Here is a 14,391-nt window from a genome sequence, read left to right as displayed (position 1 = left end):
CGCGAGGGGGACTCTCAATAGGGCGGATTAAAGGGAGAAATCTTGCAGTTCGAGCGTCAGCGGCTCGGGGCCGGACAGCTTCACGCGCTCGTGGGCGGCCAGCGCCAAGGTCGCGCCGACCACGTTGGGGCGGATCGGCAGCTCGCCGGCGTCCAGGTCGAGCAGGCAGACCAGAGTCACGCTGGCCGGGCGGCCGTAGTCGAACAGTTCGTTCATGGCGGCGCGGATGGTGCGGCCGCTCATCAGTACGTCATCGATCAGCACCAGATGCTGGCCTTCGATCTCGAAGGGCAGGGCGGACGGGCGCACTTGCGGGTGCAGGCCGTTCTGGCTGAAATCGTCGCGGTAGAAGGAAACATCCAGTGTGCCCAATGGCGAGTCGCTGCCCAATTCCTTGAGCAGGGCTTGCGCGACCCAGATGCCGCCAGTGCGAATGCCGATGTAGCGCGGTTCGCTGATGCCACGCTGGGCAAGGTGCGCCTTGAGGCGGGTCGCCATCTGGCTGATCAGATCGGCGGGATTGGGCAGACTCATGGTTGCTCCTTCTTTGACCCGAGCCGCGTCCTGCCGGACATGGCTGGGTTTTTAGCCAAAAGAAAAGCGCCGAAGCGCTTGTCAGGATTCAAATAGTGCGGTGTTTTCATCGAGCCAGCCCTGCAACAGCAGAGCGGCAGCGATTGCATCCACCGGGTTGTCGCGGTAACTGCCTTTCTGGCCGCCGCGGGCCAGTCGCTCGCCTTTGGCTTCAAACGTGGTCAGGCGTTCGTCGTGGGTATAGAACGGCAGGTTGAAGCGGCCATTGAGGCGGCGGGCGAATTTCTCGGCGCGTACGCACATGTCGCTCGGTGTGCCGTCCATGTTCAGCGGCAGGCCGACGACAACGGCGTCAGGTTTCCATTCTTTTATAAGGGCTTCGACCTGGTTCCAGTCCGGTACGCCATTCTGTGCTTTCAGGGTGCACAGCTCGCGGGCCTGGCCGGTAATCACCTGACCGACGGCAACGCCGATCTGTTTGGTGCCGTAGTCGAAGCCGAGAATCAGGCGCAGGGCCATCAGGCGTGCCCCGCCTGGCTGGTCAGCAGGCTGAGGTTGATCCCCAGGTGTTTGGCCGCTGCTTCGAGGCGCAATTCGCTGCTGGTGTTGAACAGGATGTCGGCGTCGTAAGGGCAGGTCAGCCACGCATTGTCGGCCAGTTCCGCTTCCAGTTGCCCGGCTTCCCAGCCAGCGTAGCCGAGGGCGATCAGGCTTTTCGCCGGGCCGACACCGTCAGCGATGGCGAACAGCACGTCCTGTGAGGTGGACAGTGCCAGGTCACCTTCAAGCTCGGCGGTGGCCTGGAAGGTCTTGCCCGCCGGGTGCAGGACAAACCCGCGATCGGTCTGCACCGGGCCGCCAATGAAGATCGGTACATGCTGGCAGAGGGCCGGCGGATCGATGTCCGGGCGCAGTTGCTCAAGAATGTCCGCCAGATTCAGCTCCTGCGGTCGATTGACCACAATCCCCATGGCGCCATTGGCCGTGTGCTCGACGATGTAGGTCAAGGTGTGGGCAAAGTTCGGGTCGGCCATGTGCGGCATGGCGATCAGGAAGTGATGCTTGAGGTAGCTGGGGCTGACGTTTTTCATGAGCGATAGTGTGGCGTTCAAGGGGCGAACTGACAAGCTGGAGATATCTGGGAAGTGCTGCAAAAAACCGCGAGCGATGCTGACCCCTGTGGGAGCGGGCTTGCCCGCGATGGCGTCAGGTCAGTTGCCATCAATGTCGGATGTGCCGGCCCCATCGCGGGCAAGCCCGCTCCCACAGGGTTTTGCAATGCCTTTAATTGCTCGAGAGCTTGTCGCCCCGGGCGAATTTCCAGGTGCGGATGATTTCCAGTCGGTCGATATCCGACAAGTCCCCGGTAAACGGGGCAAACGGTGCCGCCAGGCGCACGATGCGCTGCGCCGCCTGATCCAGCAGCGGCTGGCCCGACGACTCGAGCACCAGCACTTCATACAGCGAACCATCGCGGTTGATCGAGACCATCAGGCGCAAATTGCCGTAGATCTGCTTGCGTCGCGCTTCTTCGGGGTAATTGAGGTTGCCGATACGCTCGACTTTCTTGCGCCAGTCATCCTTGTACCAGGCGCCTTTGTCGCGCATGGTCGAGGCCGCACTCAAGCGGTGAATGCGCGGGCGCTTGGCGTACAGCTGTTGTTCCTTGGCCAGTTCCGCTTCGAGGCTGGCGATGTCGCTGGACAGTTGCGAGCTGTCGAACTCAGGCGCGTCAACGGTCGGTTTGACCTCGGTCTTGGTTTCTTCTTTCTTGGTCGGCGCCTTTTTCGGCTTCGGCGCCACGGTGGTCACCGCTGCCTTGGGCGCGGCCTCCTGCACTTCCGGTTTGGCGGCCGGTGGCGGAGTGACCTTTTTCACCTGATTGTCCTGGAACGGCGCGACCTCGGTGGTCTTCGGAATCGCCTTCTTGTCCAGCGTGCCGCTGCCTTCCTGGTTTTCCTGAGCGAGGAAATCAGCTTTTTTCGGCTTGGTTTCGCTCTTGAAGGTGGCGAGGGTGATTTCCAGGGTTTTGCTGATCTGCTTGGGCTCGACCATCGTGAAGCCGACGCCCAGCAGCAGCGCCAAATGGATCAGCGCCGCAAGAAACAAGGTAAATCCGAGGCGATCGGCCGGGCGCACGCCACGATGGGCGAGTTCTACGGGCAGATCGGACGGGAGGGTCATGACAGAAAAACCAACATCGCGTTTTTACGGGCTCGGCATGATAACGCAATGTTGGTTTTTAGCTGCAAGCTTCAAGCGGCAAGCGACAAGCTGCTCACCACTGACTTCAAGCTTGCGGCTCGCGGCTCGCAGCTTGCAGCTTGCTTTCAATGGCATCCATCAACATGCCGCCAATGTCAGTGCCAAACGCATTATCGATTTCACGGATGCAGGTCGGGCTGGTGACGTTGATTTCAGTGAGGCTTTCGCCGATCACGTCCAGGCCCACGAACAGCAGGCCTTTCTCACGCAGGGTCGGGCCGACTTGTGCGGCGATCCAGCGATCCTTGTCGGTCAGCGGACGGGCTTCACCACGACCACCGGCAGCAAGGTTGCCACGGGTTTCGCCCTGTGCCGGAATCCGCGCCAGGCAGTAATCCACCGGCTCGCCGTCGATCATCAGGATGCGTTTGTCACCGTCCTTGATCGCCGGCAGATAGGCCTGGCCCATGATCTGCTGGCCACCGAGGGCGGTCAGGGTTTCCAGAATCACCGACAGGTTCGGATCACCGGCGCGGTGACGGAAAATCGACGTGCCACCCATGCCGTCCAGCGGCTTGAGGATCACGTCGCCATGCTTGGCGGCGAATTCACGCAGCACATCGGCGCGACGGCTGACGATGGTCGGCGGGGTGCACTGCGGGAACAGCGTGGCGAACAGCTTTTCATTGCAGTCGCGCAGGCTCTGCGGCTTGTTCACCACCAGCACGCCGGCGGTTTCGGCCTGTTCGAGCAGGTAGGTGGAGTAGACGAACTCCATGTCGAACGGCGGATCCTTGCGCATCAGGATCACGTCCAGATCGCTCAGCAGATTGTCCTGCTCGTCGTCCAGTTCGAACCATTTTTCCGGGTTGGCGAAGACTTTCAGCGGCTTCATCCGCGCCCGCGCCTGGCCTTCGGCCTGATACAGGTCGCGCTGTTCCATGTAGAACAGCTCCCAGCCACGCTTCTGCGCGGCCAGCAGCATGGCCAGCGAGCTATCCTTTTTATAGGAGATGCTGGCGATAGGGTCCATGACAATCCCGACGCGAACGCTCATTGGGTTTTCCTCGAAAATTGGCTACCGGATCGGTATGAAAAAAGTGCCGCCAGAGTGGCGCCGGGCGGGTTTTCGGTCAAGGGAAAACCCGTCGATAGATTGCATCTGGAGACTGTGCTAAAAAGGCTGGCATAGCGTGCTGGCCCTTGAGCATCAAGGGTTTCCAGCCATTACTCATCGCAAAACGGACAATTTGATTCGCAAAGGCGACGGTAGAGCCCCCTTATGGAACAGCAGTCCAGCGCCTTGAAGGTCATGGTGATCGATGACTCGAAAACGATTCGTCGCACCGCCGAAACACTGTTGAAGAATGTGGGCTGTGAAGTCATCACGGCCATCGACGGTTTCGACGCGTTGGCGAAGATCGCCGACAACCATCCCGGGATCATTTTTGTCGACATCATGATGCCGCGTCTGGATGGTTATCAGACCTGCGCTTTAATCAAGAACAACAGCGCGTTCAAGGCGACACCGGTGATCATGCTGTCGTCCAGGGACGGGCTGTTCGACAAGGCCAAGGGGCGGATTGTCGGCTCCGATCAATTTTTGACCAAGCCTTTCAGCAAGGAAGAACTGCTCAACGCGATTCAAGCCCATGTTCCGGGCTTCGCCGCCGTTTTGCCGCAGTAAGACACGTACAGTGACGCTCGGCCAGCGGGCCGGGGGTCGACAAGAAAAATGGGGAAAACCATGGCACGTATCCTGATCGTCGATGATTCGCCGACTGAAATGTACAAACTGACCGGCATGCTCGAAAAGCACGGTCACGAAGTGCTCAAAGCTGAAAACGGCGCCGACGGTGTCGCACTGGCCCGTCAGGAAAAGCCCGATGCAGTCCTGATGGACATCGTCATGCCCGGCCTCAACGGTTTCCAGGCGACCCGTCAGTTGACCAAGGATGCCGACACCAGTCACATCCCGGTGATCATCATCACCACCAAGGATCAGGAAACCGACAAGGTCTGGGGCACCCGTCAGGGCGCCAAGGACTACCTGACCAAACCGGTCGACGAAGACACCCTGATCAAGACCCTGAACAACGTGCTTAAAGGCTGATCGCGCAACCATGAGCGAATCGCTGACCGCGTTCGAACTGCTCTGGCAGATTGACCAGCGCTGCCGCCTGTTGGCGGCCGACCTGCCGTCGCAGCCTGCGCGCCAGGATCGCTGGAGCGGTATCGGTTTTCGCCTTGGCGAGCACTGGTACGTTGCGCCGATGGGCGAAGTCAGCGAAGTGCTGCACGAACCGCGCTTCACCCAGTTGCCCGGGGTCAAGCCGTGGGTCAAAGGCGTGGCTAACCTGCGCGGGCGGCTGCTGCCGATCATGGATTTGTGCGGTTTCTTCGGGCATGAGCTGTCGCCCTTGCGCAAGCAGCGGCGGGTGCTGGTGGTGGAGCATGGCGACGTGTTTGCCGGATTGATGGTCGACGAGGTCATTGGTTTGCAGCACTTCGAGCAGGACAGTTTCGAACCCGTTTCGATCAGCAAACGCCAGGGCTCCAAGGCCGAGTTCGTCAAAGGCTATTTCCGGCGCGAGCAGAACTGGCGGGTGTTCAGCCTGTTTGCCCTGGCTAAATCACCGGTGTTCATGAGTGTCGCAATTTAGTCGAAACAACAGAGAATCCATTGTGGGAATAGGCCATGTGGTAATGGGATTCTGTGGTGAGGGGATTTATCCCCGATGGGCCGCGCAGCGACCCCAGAACATGAGTTGTATCTGATACATCTCAAATGTAGGTTTTGGGTCGGCTTCGCCAACCATCGGGGATAAATCCCCTCGCCACAGAATCCCTTCACTTTCCAAGGCTAGTTCCTACAGGTTCTACCGGTGAGCTTCAAACAGGCGAGGACCGATGACAAAAGCAAAAACAGGCAAGCCAGCGGAAGGATCGCGCAGTCGCTCGCAGATCATCGTGCTGTTCATCGCACTGATCGTGTTCATCATGCTGCTGTTCGCCAACTTCGCTTACCTCAACACCCAGGCGAACTACGACAAACAGTACATCGGCCATGCCGGTGAGCTGCGCGTGCTGTCGCAACGCATCGCCAAGAACGCCACCGAAGCTGCCGCCGGCAAGGCTGCCGCGTTCAAGCTGCTCAGCGATGCGCGCAACGATTTCGCCCAGCGCTGGGGTTACCTGAAAAAGGGCGACCCGGCTACCGGCCTGCCGCCCGCGCCATCCACCGTGCGCCCGGAAATGCGCGCCGTGCAACTCGACTGGGAACGCCTGCTGAAAAACACCGACGCCATTCTCTCCAGCGAACAGACTGTGCTGTCGCTGCATCAGGTCGCCGCGACACTGGCCGAAACCGTGCCGCAGTTGCAGATCGAATACGAAAAAGTCGTCGAAATCCTCCTGCAACGTGGCGCTCCGGCCGCGCAAGTGGCGATGGCCCAGCGTCAGTCGCTGCTGGCCGAACGCATCCTTGGCGCAGTCAACACCGTACTCGCCGGCGACGAAAATTCGCAGCAGGCCGCCGATGCCTTTGGCCGCGATGCCACGCGTTTCGGCCAAGTGCTCAACGGCATGCTGCAAGGCAACCCGACGCTGAAAATCACCCAGGTCGAAGACCGCGATGCCCGCGCCCGTTTGAGCGAGATTTCCGAGCTGTTCCAGTTCGTCTCCGGCTCCGTCGATGAAATTCTCGAAACCTCACCGGAGCTGTTCAAGGTCCGTGAGTCGGCAAGCAACATCTTCAGCCTGTCGCAAACCCTGCTTGACGAAGCCTCGCACCTCGCCAACGGTTTCGAAAACCTCGCCGGCGGGCGCAACACCGACACCATCGGCGGCTATGTGCTGGGCTTGCTGGCGCTGGCCTCGATCATCCTGATCGGCATGGTCATGGTCCGTGAAACCAACCGCCAGTTGCGCGAGACCGCCGAGAAAAACGAGCGCAACCAGAACGCGATCATGCGCCTGCTCGACGAAATCGAAGACCTTGCCGACGGCGATCTGACCGTGACCGCCTCGGTGACTGAAGACTTCACCGGCACCATCGCCGACTCGATCAACTATTCCGTCGATCAACTGCGTGATCTGGTCGCGACGATCAACCTCACCGCCGGCCAGGTCGCCGCAGCGGTACAGGAAACCCAGGCCACCGCCATGCATCTGGCGCAAGCCTCGGAGCATCAGGCGCAGCAGATTTCTGAAGCGTCGACGGCGATCAGCGACATGGCGCAGTCCATCGATCAGGTCTCGGCCAACGCTGCCGAGTCTTCGGCGGTGGCGGAGCGGTCGGTAGAGATCGCCAACAAGGGCAACGAGGTGGTGCACAACACCATCCACGGCATGGACAACATTCGCGAACAGATTCAGGACACCGCCAAGCGCATCAAGCGCCTGGGCGAGTCGTCACAGGAAATCGGCGACATCGTCAGCTTGATCGACGACATCGCCGACCAGACCAACATCCTTGCCCTCAACGCGGCGATTCAGGCGTCGATGGCCGGTGATGCCGGGCGCGGTTTTGCCGTGGTTGCCGACGAAGTGCAGCGACTGGCCGAGCGCTCGTCTGCCGCCACCCGGCAGATCGAAACGCTGGTGCGGGCGATCCAGACCGACACCAATGAAGCGGTCATTTCCATGGAACAGACCACCACCGAAGTGGTGCGCGGCGCACGACTGGCGCAGGATGCCGGAGTAGCCCTGGAAGAAATCGAAGGCGTGTCGAAGACCCTCGCGGCGCTGATTCAGAGCATCTCCAACGCCGCGCAGCAGCAGACGACATCGGCCGGGCAGATTTCCCTGACGATGAACGTGATCCAGCAGATCACCACGCAAACGTCGTCGGGCTCCACTGCCACCGCCGAGAGCATCGGCAACCTGACGAAAATGGCCAGCCAGTTGCGCCGTTCGGTCTCCGGTTTCACCTTGCCGGCAGCGCCGACGACGGATAAAGCGTAAGCGGAGTGGTTATGGGTAATCGGCACGACTATGTGGCCCTCGAGTGGGTCAAAGGCGAAATTGCCGAAACGCTGAAACTGGCGCATCAGGCGATTGAAGCCGTGCTCGATGATCCGCAGGCCTTCCCCGGGCTGGACGAGTGTCTGGATTACATCCATCAGGTTCACGGCAGCCTGCAGATCGTCGAGTTCTACGGCGCAGCGCTGCTCGCCGAAGAAATGGAGCATCTGGTCGAAGCCTTGCAGCACGAACGTGTCAGTCATCGCGACGAAGCCCTGCATTTGCTGCTGCAAGCGCTCGGGCAATTGCCGATCTACCTCGATCGCGTGCAGAGCGCTCGCCGAGATTTGCCGCTGGTGGTTCTGCCGCTGATCAATGATCTGCGCAGCGCTCGCGGCGAAAGCCTGCTCTCGGAAACCAGCCTGTTCAGCCCGCAATTGCCCGAGTTACCGCCGCTGAGTGCAGACGCGTTGGCACTGCTGGAACCGGCCGAATTGCCGAACGTGCTGCGCAAATTACGCCAGATGCTGCAAATGGCTCTGGTCGGTCTGTTGCGTGAGCAGGATGACCAGACGCACCTGGAATACTTGGCGAAAGTCTTCAGCCGCCTCGAAGCGCTGAGCGGCGAGGCGCCGCTGAGCCCGTTGTGGCAGGTCGCCTCGGCGCTGGTCGAAGGCATGCGCGACGGCGCCATCGCCAACAGCCCGGCGCTGCGCAGCCTGTTCAAGGACGCCGACAAGGAACTCAAACGCCTGCTCGACCAAGGCATGCGCGGCCTCAACCAGCCGCCACCGCCGGAGCTTTTGAAAAGCCTGTTGTTCTATATTGCCAAGGCCGAACATCCCACCGGGCAGATGCTGACCATGAAAGATCGCTACTCCCTGGACGACGCGTTGCCCGACAGCGCGATGGTCGACGAAGAACGCGCGCGCCTGGCCGGCCCCGACCGCGATGCGATGCGCTCGGTGCTGGCGGCATTGTGCGAAGAACTGGTACGGGTCAAGGAACGCCTCGATCTGTTCGTACGCAGCGACCGTCAACATGCGTCGGATCTGGAAAGTCTGTTGGCGCCGCTGCGGCAAATCGCCGACACCCTCGCGGTGCTCGGTTTCGGCCAGCCGCGCAAGGTCATCATCGATCAACTGGCGGTGGTGCTAAGCCTCGCCCAGGGCCACCGCGAACCCAACGATGCAACGTTGATGGACGTCGCCGGCGCGCTGCTTTATGTCGAGGCGACGCTCGCCGGAATGGTTGGCACGGTCGAGCCGGAAAGTCCGGAAGACTCACGCCTGCCCACCACCGACCTGACGCAGATCCATCAGATCGTCATCAAGGAAGCGCGCATCTGCCTGCAACAGGCCAAGGACATGATCGTCGACTACATCGACGCCGATTGGGACCGCCAGCACCTGCAACCGTTGCCGGAGCTGTTGACTCAGGTGCGCGGTGCATTGGCGATGATTCCGTTGAATCGTGCGGCGAGCCTGGTCGAGGCCTGCAACGGTTTTATCCGCGAACATCTGCTGCTTGATCCGCACGAGCCGGGTTGGGAGCAACTCGATCACCTGGCCGATGTCATCAGCAGCCTTGAGTATTACCTTGAACGCTTGAGCGACGACCCGCAGGCCCCGAGCGAACAATTGCTCGACGTCGCGCAAAAGAGCCTCGCCCGTCTCGGTTATTTTCCGGATGAAGAGCCCGACGTGCCGGTTCTCGAGGAAGTTCTCAGCCCCAGCGAAGCGCTGGTGATGCAGGACATGCAGGCGCTGGACGATCCCGAGATTGTGCAGTCGCTGGCCGACGTGTTGGCCAGCCCGGTCTCGGCGGTCAATCCGCCGGCGCTGATCACCCCCGGCAGCCTGATGCCGCCGCCGGCCGATGAAGAACCGGTCGACGATGAACTGCGCGAAGTGTTCCTCGAAGAGACCGACGAGGTCCTCGAAGTCCTCCACGAATACCTGCCGCGCTGGTCGGCCAATCCGCAGGACCGCGCCGCTCTGACCGAACTGCGCCGCGCCTTTCACACCTTGAAAGGCAGCGGGCGCATGGTCCGTGCGCTGATTCTTGGCGAACTGGCCTGGGCTGTGGAAAACCTGCTCAACCGCGTGCTCGAACAAAGCGTCGAGCCGGGCGCAGTGGTGCCGCAACTGCTCACCGATACGGTGCTGTTGCTGCCGGAACTGATCAGCGAATTCGCCACCAACAGCCAGCGCCAGCGCGGCGATGTCGATCAACTTGCCGCTCGCGCCCACGCCTTGGCCAAGGGTGACGAACCGCTGGCCGCCGAAGACGTCAACGATGTCGCGGCGCTCGATCCGTTGTTGCTGGAGATCTTCCGCAACGAAGCCGAGACGCACTTGGCCAGTCTCAACCGTTTCCTCGATCAAGCCGCCGAACATGTGCCGTTGCCGGCCAGCGACGAATTGCAGCGCGCCTTGCACACCCTCAAGGGCAGTGCGTCGATGGCTGGCGTACTGCCGATTGCCGAACTGGCAGCGCCGCTCGATCAATTGGCCCGTGAGTTCAAGGCGCATCAACTGCCGCTCGATCTCGATGAAGTGGAATTGCTACTTGAGGCCGAAGGGTTGTTTCGCGTCGGTTTGCGTCAGCTCAAACACGATCCGCTGGCGCCGATTGTCGGCGCGCAATCGCTGATCAAACGTACCGAAACACTGCTCGCCGAGCGTCTTGAATCGATCCTCAATGCGCCGAACACCGGATTGCGCATCAAGCGTGATCCGCAGTTGCTCAACAACTTCCTCGCCCAGGGCATGGACATCCTGCTCGATGCCGAAAACCTTTTGCAGCGCTGGCAGCAGCATCCCGGCGAACGCCAGGAACTCAGTGCGCTGCTGGATGAACTGACCACCCTCGGCGAAGGTGCGCACCTGGCGGACCTGCTGCCGGTCGATGTGCTCTGCGAAGCGTTGCTCGATCTTTATGGCGCCGTGGAAGAAAGCAGCCTCGCGGTCAGCGACCGGTTTTTCCATGAGGCGCAAAACGCCCACGAAGCGCTGATCAACATGCTCGACGAACTGGCCGCCGGCCAGGAAGTCACCCCGCAGCCGGCACGGATTCGTGCGTTGCATGAGCTACTCGACGAAAGCCTCGATCCGTCATCCATGGGCCTGATCCGCAGCGATGGCAGCCGCACCTTGAGCATCCGCGAACTGGGCGCGGCGACCGCCGAGCTTGCGCAGAAAACCGTAACGTCTGAACCGGACGACGAGATCGTCGAGATCTTCCTTGAAGAGGCCGTGGATATTCTCGACAGCGCCGGGCAAGCCTTGCAGCGCTGGCTGAATGACCCGGACAACGTCGCGCCGCTGTCGTCGTTGCAGCGCGATTTGCACACCCTCAAGGGTGGTGCGCGGATGGCCGAAGTCGAGACCATCGGCGATCTGGCCCAGGAGCTGGAAAGCCTTTACGAAGGTTTGCTTGATCGGCGTTACAGTCACAGCGAAGCCCTTGGCCGTTTGCTGCACAAGAGCCATGACCGCTTGGCGTTGTTGCTTGAACAGCTGCAAAACCACCAACCGCTGAACCCGGCGCTGGATCTGATCGAATCGATCCGACAGCTGCGTCAGGGCTCATCCGCCACGGCCGAAACGGCGCAACCGGCCATCGATCACGAAGGCGCCGGGCATGACCCGGAGTTGCTGGAAATCTTCCTCGAAGAAGGTTTCGACATCATCGAGAACTCCGGCGCCGCGCTGCTGCGCTGGCAAGCCGAGCCGGGCAATCGCCAGGAAGTGGAAACCCTGCTGCGCGATCTGCACACCCTCAAGGGTGGCGCGCGGATGGTCGAGATCGGCCCGATCGGCGACCTCGCTCACGAACTCGAATACCTTTACGAAAGCCTTTCTGCCGGCACGCTGCCTGCGTCGACCGAGCTGTTTGCGCTGGTGCAGCGCGGCCATGACCGACTGGCGCAAATGCTCGATGCCGTGCGCGCCGGGCAACCGTGTCCGCCAGCGGATCGGCTGATCAACGCGATCCAGAGTTTCAGCCATCCGCTGACGCCTGAAGCGCCGCCACTGTTGCCTTTGCCGGTTAAAACCGAGCCTGCGCCGCCGGCTGCCGAGGTGGCGGCGGACATGGTCAAGGTCTCTGCCGAGCTGCTCGACGAACTGGTCAATCTGGCCGGGGAGACCTCGATTTTCCGTGGTCGTATCGAACAGCAAGTCAATGACGCACAAGTCGCGCTCAACGAGATGGAAACCACCATCGAGCGAATGCGCGATCAGTTGCGCCGCCTCGACACCGAAACCCAGGGGCGTATCCTCAGCCGACAGCAAGTCGATGCCGAACGCCTCGGTTACGAAGAATTCGATCCGCTGGAAATGGATCGGCATTCGCAGCTGCAGCAACTGTCGCGGGCGTTGTTCGAGTCCGCTTCCGACTTGCTTGATCTCAAGGAAACCCTCGACCGCCGCAACCACGATGCCGAGAACCTGTTGCAGCAACAGGGCCGCATCAACACCGAATTGCAGGAAGGCCTGATGCGTACGCGCATGGTGCCGTTCGAGCGCATGTTGCCGCGCTTGAAACGCATCGTCCGTCAGGTCGCCGAAGAGCTGAACAAAGACGTCGCGTTTGTCGTCGGCAATGCCGAAGGTGAGATGGATCGCAATGTGCTGGAGCGCATGGCCGCGCCGCTGGAGCACATGCTGCGCAACGCCGTCGACCATGGTCTGGAATCCGCCGAGGCGCGGCTGGCGGCGGGCAAACCGGCGCAGGGTACTATCACGCTGGACCTGTCCCGCGAGGGTGGCGACATCGTTTTCGACATCCGCGACGATGGAGCCGGCGTGCCGTTGGAGGCCGTACGGCGCAAGGCGATCAAGCGCGGATTGCTCGCGCCGGACGCCGAGATCAGCGACCGCGACGTGTTGCAGTTCATCCTTCAGCCGGGTTTCTCCACCGCCGAGAAAATCACCCAGATTTCCGGGCGTGGCGTCGGCATGGACGTGGTGCACGAAGAAGTCCGCCAGTTGGGCGGCAGCATGAGCATTGATTCGGTGCCGGGGCAGGGCGTGCATTTCCGTATTCGCCTGCCGTTCACCGTGTCGGTCAACCGTGCGTTGATGGTGCAGTGCGGTGAGGATCAATATGCGATTCCGCTGAACACCATCGACGGTATTGTCCGTGTCTTGCCGAATGATCTGGACGGGCATTTCCGTCTCGATCCGCCGAGTTATCAATACGGTGGCCAACGCTATGAGTTGTGCTATCTGGGCGAACTGCTGAAAACTTCATCGCGGCCGAAACTGCTGGGGCAGAGCCTGCCGTTGCCAGTGTTGCTGGTGCAGTACAACGACCGACGCATAGCGGTGCAGGTCGACACCATGGCCGGTACTCGCGAGATTGTGGTGAAGAGCCTCGGCCCGCAGTTCGCAGCGGTGCAGGGCGTGTCCGGCGCGACGATTCTCGGCGATGGCCGGGTGGTGCTGATTCTCGATTTGCTGGCGCCGATCCGCGCAATGCAGGCGCGCGTTGCGCAGTATCCGACGCTGCCGGACATCGACAGCGAGCCGCAGAAGCCGTTGCTGGTCATGGTGGTCGACGACTCGGTGACCGTGCGCAAGGTCACCAGTCGTTTGCTCGAACGCCACGGCATGAACGTCCTGACCGCCAAGGACGGTGTCGACGCCATGCTCCTGCTGGAAGAACACATGCCCGACCTGATGCTGCTCGACATCGAAATGCCGCGCATGGACGGCTTCGAAGTCGCCACCCAAGTGCGCAACGACGAACGCCTGCAACACCTGCCCATCATCATGATCACCTCGCGCACCGGCCAGAAACACCGCGACCGCGCCATGGCCATCGGCGTCAACGACTACCTCGGCAAGCCGTACCAGGAATCGGTGCTGCTCGAAAGCATTGCCCACTGGAGCAAGAAACATGCATGAGCGCCGGCACAATCAGCGCAGCAGTCAACTCACCGGTTTGCTGCTGCCGTTGGCGGATCGCAATCTGATCCTGCCCAACGTCGCGGTGGCCGAGCTGATCGACTATCAGGCCAGCGCCTTCGACCTGGACACGCCTCCTTGGTATCTGGGGCGGGTGATGTGGCGCGAGCGGCAGATTCCGCTGCTGAGTTTCGAGTCGGCGTGCGGGCAGAAAATTGTCATTGGCGAGCGGGCGCGGATCGTGATTCTCAATGCGCTCGGTGGATTGCCGGAGTTGAAGTTCATTGCGCTGCTGGTGCAGGGGATTCCGCGGTCTTACAAGCTCGATAGCCAGTTGAGTTACGTCGATGTGCCGTTGTGTGCGCTGGAGCAGGCGGCGGTGCAGGTCGGAGAGCAGGTAGCGAAGGTCCCGGATTTGTTGGGACTGGAGAAGTTGTTGGTAGATGCTGACCTGATCCATTGATCCAGAGCTTTCAGTGATCTGACAGGCCCCATCGCTGGCAAGCCAGCTCCCACGGTGTCCGAGTCGTATTCAAATCTGTGAACCCCGCAGAATCCTGCGGGAGCTGGCCTGCAGGTTCTTACAGGGTCCGAGTTGTGTTCGAATTTTGTGAGCCACACAAAACTCTGTGGGAGCTGGCTTGCCAGCGATGGGGCCAGTGGCATAAGCAACTTCCTACCGGCCAACCCCCTGACTCATCGGCGGACTTATCCAGAACTTACGCCGCTTTGGCTGGCCTCTTCGCGAGCAGGCTCGCTCCCACATTAGATC

Annotated in this window: 11 protein-coding genes; 6 read left to right on the top strand and 5 right to left on the bottom strand. The window is 61.1% G+C overall.

Annotated features, from left to right (window positions below; genetic code table 11):
- Positions 1 to 27: 27 nt before the first annotated feature.
- The 5 genes from pyrR to gshB form a co-directional block, all read right to left on the bottom strand.
- A complete protein-coding gene (pyrR, locus tag KI231_RS27585; RefSeq protein ID WP_103304300.1) occupies positions 28 to 534 on the bottom strand; it encodes a bifunctional pyr operon transcriptional regulator/uracil phosphoribosyltransferase PyrR in 507 nt (168 codons plus the stop codon).
- Between the two features lie 81 nt (positions 535 to 615).
- On the bottom strand, positions 616 to 1,053 hold the full coding sequence (gene ruvX, locus KI231_RS27580; RefSeq protein ID WP_064589634.1) for a Holliday junction resolvase RuvX: 438 nt from the start codon (positions 1,051 to 1,053) through the stop codon (positions 616 to 618).
- Complete coding sequence (locus tag KI231_RS27575; RefSeq protein ID WP_103304299.1) at positions 1,053 to 1,625, bottom strand: YqgE/AlgH family protein; 573 nt, start codon at positions 1,623 to 1,625, stop codon at positions 1,053 to 1,055. Before KI231_RS27575 ends, ruvX begins: the two co-directional genes overlap by 1 nt.
- A gap of 193 nt (positions 1,626 to 1,818) precedes the next feature.
- Positions 1,819 to 2,718 carry an energy transducer TonB gene (locus KI231_RS27570; protein WP_213026842.1) on the bottom strand — a complete coding sequence of 300 codons (900 nt, stop codon included), beginning with the start codon at positions 2,716 to 2,718 and terminating at the stop codon, positions 1,819 to 1,821.
- A gap of 106 nt (positions 2,719 to 2,824) precedes the next feature.
- Positions 2,825 to 3,796 carry a glutathione synthase gene (gene gshB / locus KI231_RS27565; RefSeq protein WP_213026841.1) on the bottom strand — a complete coding sequence of 324 codons (972 nt, stop codon included), beginning with the start codon at positions 3,794 to 3,796 and terminating at the stop codon, positions 2,825 to 2,827.
- Positions 3,797 to 4,021: 225 nt separating this feature from the next.
- Here gshB and pilG point away from each other — a divergent pair, with 225 nt between their 5' ends.
- The 6 genes from pilG (at position 4,022) to KI231_RS27535 (ending at position 14,082) form a co-directional block, all read left to right on the top strand.
- Entirely contained in the window at positions 4,022 to 4,426 is a 405-nt protein-coding gene (gene pilG / locus KI231_RS27560; protein ID WP_007913673.1) for a twitching motility response regulator PilG, read from the top strand.
- 60 nt (positions 4,427 to 4,486) lie between these two features.
- Positions 4,487 to 4,852, top strand: coding sequence for a twitching motility response regulator PilH (gene pilH / locus KI231_RS27555; RefSeq protein WP_007913674.1), 366 nt, complete (start codon positions 4,487 to 4,489; stop codon positions 4,850 to 4,852).
- 10 nt (positions 4,853 to 4,862) lie between these two features.
- On the top strand, positions 4,863 to 5,402 hold the full coding sequence (locus KI231_RS27550; RefSeq protein ID WP_103304296.1) for a chemotaxis protein CheW: 540 nt from the start codon (positions 4,863 to 4,865) through the stop codon (positions 5,400 to 5,402).
- Positions 5,403 to 5,649: 247 nt separating this feature from the next.
- Positions 5,650 to 7,704, top strand: coding sequence for a methyl-accepting chemotaxis protein (locus tag KI231_RS27545; RefSeq protein WP_103304295.1), 2,055 nt, complete (start codon positions 5,650 to 5,652; stop codon positions 7,702 to 7,704).
- An 11-nt stretch (positions 7,705 to 7,715) separates the two neighbouring features.
- Positions 7,716 to 13,619, top strand: coding sequence for an Hpt domain-containing protein (locus KI231_RS27540; RefSeq protein ID WP_213026840.1), 5,904 nt, complete (start codon positions 7,716 to 7,718; stop codon positions 13,617 to 13,619).
- Positions 13,612 to 14,082: a chemotaxis protein CheW gene (locus tag KI231_RS27535; RefSeq protein WP_213026839.1), complete on the top strand. Its 471-nt coding sequence runs from the start codon at positions 13,612 to 13,614 to the stop codon at positions 14,080 to 14,082. Before KI231_RS27540 ends, KI231_RS27535 begins: the two co-directional genes overlap by 8 nt.
- Positions 14,083 to 14,391 lie beyond the last annotated feature (309 nt).

This window comes from Pseudomonas sp. Seg1 (assembly GCF_018326005.1).
Taxonomy (GTDB): domain Bacteria; phylum Pseudomonadota; class Gammaproteobacteria; order Pseudomonadales; family Pseudomonadaceae; genus Aquipseudomonas.
This window is presented reverse-complemented; position numbering and strand designations above follow the sequence as displayed.

Excerpts from the sequence above, each read along its gene's own strand:
- pyrR (WP_103304300.1), bottom strand. The coding sequence starts at position 534 with ATGAGTCTGCCCAATCCCGCCGATCTGATCAGCCAGATGGCGACCCGC.
- ruvX (WP_064589634.1), bottom strand. The coding sequence starts at position 1,053 with ATGGCCCTGCGCCTGATTCTCGGCTTCGACTACGGCACCAAACAGATC.
- KI231_RS27575 (WP_103304299.1), bottom strand. The coding sequence starts at position 1,625 with ATGAAAAACGTCAGCCCCAGCTACCTCAAGCATCACTTCCTGATCGCC.
- KI231_RS27570 (WP_213026842.1), bottom strand. The coding sequence starts at position 2,718 with ATGACCCTCCCGTCCGATCTGCCCGTAGAACTCGCCCATCGTGGCGTG.
- gshB (WP_213026841.1), bottom strand. The coding sequence starts at position 3,796 with ATGAGCGTTCGCGTCGGGATTGTCATGGACCCTATCGCCAGCATCTCC.
- pilG (WP_007913673.1), top strand. The coding sequence starts at position 4,022 with ATGGAACAGCAGTCCAGCGCCTTGAAGGTCATGGTGATCGATGACTCG.
- pilH (WP_007913674.1), top strand. The coding sequence starts at position 4,487 with ATGGCACGTATCCTGATCGTCGATGATTCGCCGACTGAAATGTACAAA.
- KI231_RS27550 (WP_103304296.1), top strand. The coding sequence starts at position 4,863 with ATGAGCGAATCGCTGACCGCGTTCGAACTGCTCTGGCAGATTGACCAG.
- KI231_RS27545 (WP_103304295.1), top strand. The coding sequence starts at position 5,650 with ATGACAAAAGCAAAAACAGGCAAGCCAGCGGAAGGATCGCGCAGTCGC.
- KI231_RS27540 (WP_213026840.1), top strand. The coding sequence starts at position 7,716 with ATGGGTAATCGGCACGACTATGTGGCCCTCGAGTGGGTCAAAGGCGAA.
- KI231_RS27535 (WP_213026839.1), top strand. The coding sequence starts at position 13,612 with ATGCATGAGCGCCGGCACAATCAGCGCAGCAGTCAACTCACCGGTTTG.